Below are 1406 nucleotides of genomic sequence, written 5' to 3' on the forward strand. Positions count from 1 at the left end.
GGTTGCACCATCCAACCTTTGCGGCCACTCACTGCCTAACAACTCATTCAAGCCGAAGTTGCTTCGCAACTCGGCTTAATTCAAGCGTTAGGCGCCACAACAAACATGGCCGATCTTTGGGGTTCAATCGCAGAAAGTGAGTGGCACAACACTCCCTGTGTTGTCGGCCGTCCGGCTACGGAGGCCGACGTCGCTGCTGGCTCCGCAGTCTTCTACGTACACGGTGGTTCCGCCGACGCCACAATGCCCCTGCCTTGCTGTGCAATCCAGTCACTTGAGGATGGCTCCGAGCAACCTGTGGTCATTGTCCAAGCAGAGCTTGCGCCTCACGGCACCATCTTGGGAGTGCGACCGCTGTCTGGCGGCAACGGCATTTGCATGGCCACGGAGGTCAGGTTGCTTCCTGCCGGGTTTGTGCCGTAGGTTGGCGCCTAACAATTCATTCAAGCCGAACCCGCTTCGCGGGTCGGCTTAATTTAGGCTTTAGGTTGCACATGAACAACCGTCGCGAACAACTGGAAATTTTGCATGCACATCTTGGCGAGCTTGTGGTGGCGCTCGCGCAAGATCCGTTATGCCAATGGCGCAGCCACTTCGTAGCATCCCAGCAGCGAGCAGCATTGCTACTCAGCCACGGCTTCACCCAAAGTGAGCTAAACGAGCTTTCCGGTTCGGTTAATCACGTCTTCGGCGGTGCCGGCAGCTTCAACGACTACGCTCCAGTTCGCGCAAAAGCTGATGGCACTTTCGGCACCGTCGCAGGCATGGATGGCTTCGACGAGCTTTCTGGCAACGTCTACGATTCTGCTCTTGCACTCAGGGCTGTCGGCAATGCACCCTAACTACTCGTTCAAGGCGGACGGCTTCGCCGCCGCTTAACTCAAGCGTTAGCCCCTAGGAGATTTGGTTATGCGATTTGGATTATTCGCTGGTCTGTTGTTAGCTGCCTCGACTAGTTCTGCGCAGTCGGTGCACGTCTATGATGGGTACTTGAAAGGCGAGACGTATGTGACGCAGTCACCTGCCACTCGATCAGCCTATGTAATGGGCGTTGTAGACGGGCTGCTGAGCTCTGGATTCTACGGAGCCTCTAAGGAAGAGGTGCAGAAGGTTCATGCATGTACTTCTGAAATGAGCAGCGAGGCATTGCGAGACGTTGTTGATAAGCATGTGCTGACCAACAAAGATGTCTGGAAAGACCCCATGAATGTTCTCGTGTCGAACGCGCTAGTGGGGGCTTGTCCGGTGATGCGGCCAGGTGGCTAACTATTCATTCAAGCCGACGCCGCTTCGCGGCGCGGCTTAATTCAGGCGTTAGGCACCTGATCTAAGCTCAAGGAGAGTCTTGTGAGAAAGAAAGAATTTGACTGGGATGGCTACTTTTCTTCTGCATCTTTTCGACAGAT

General features: G+C 54.9%; 1 protein-coding gene. It reads left to right on the top strand.

Annotation, left to right across the window (positions count from 1 at the left end; translation table 11 throughout):
• Window positions 1-494: 494 nt before the first annotated feature.
• A complete protein-coding gene (locus tag GGR62_RS20880; RefSeq protein WP_184409723.1) occupies window positions 495-842 on the top strand; it encodes a hypothetical protein in 348 nt (115 codons plus the stop codon).
• Window positions 843-1406: the final 564 nt, after the last annotated feature.

The organism is Xanthomonas sp. 3075 (assembly GCF_014197275.1).
GTDB lineage: Bacteria > Pseudomonadota > Gammaproteobacteria > Xanthomonadales > Xanthomonadaceae > Xanthomonas > Xanthomonas campestris_B.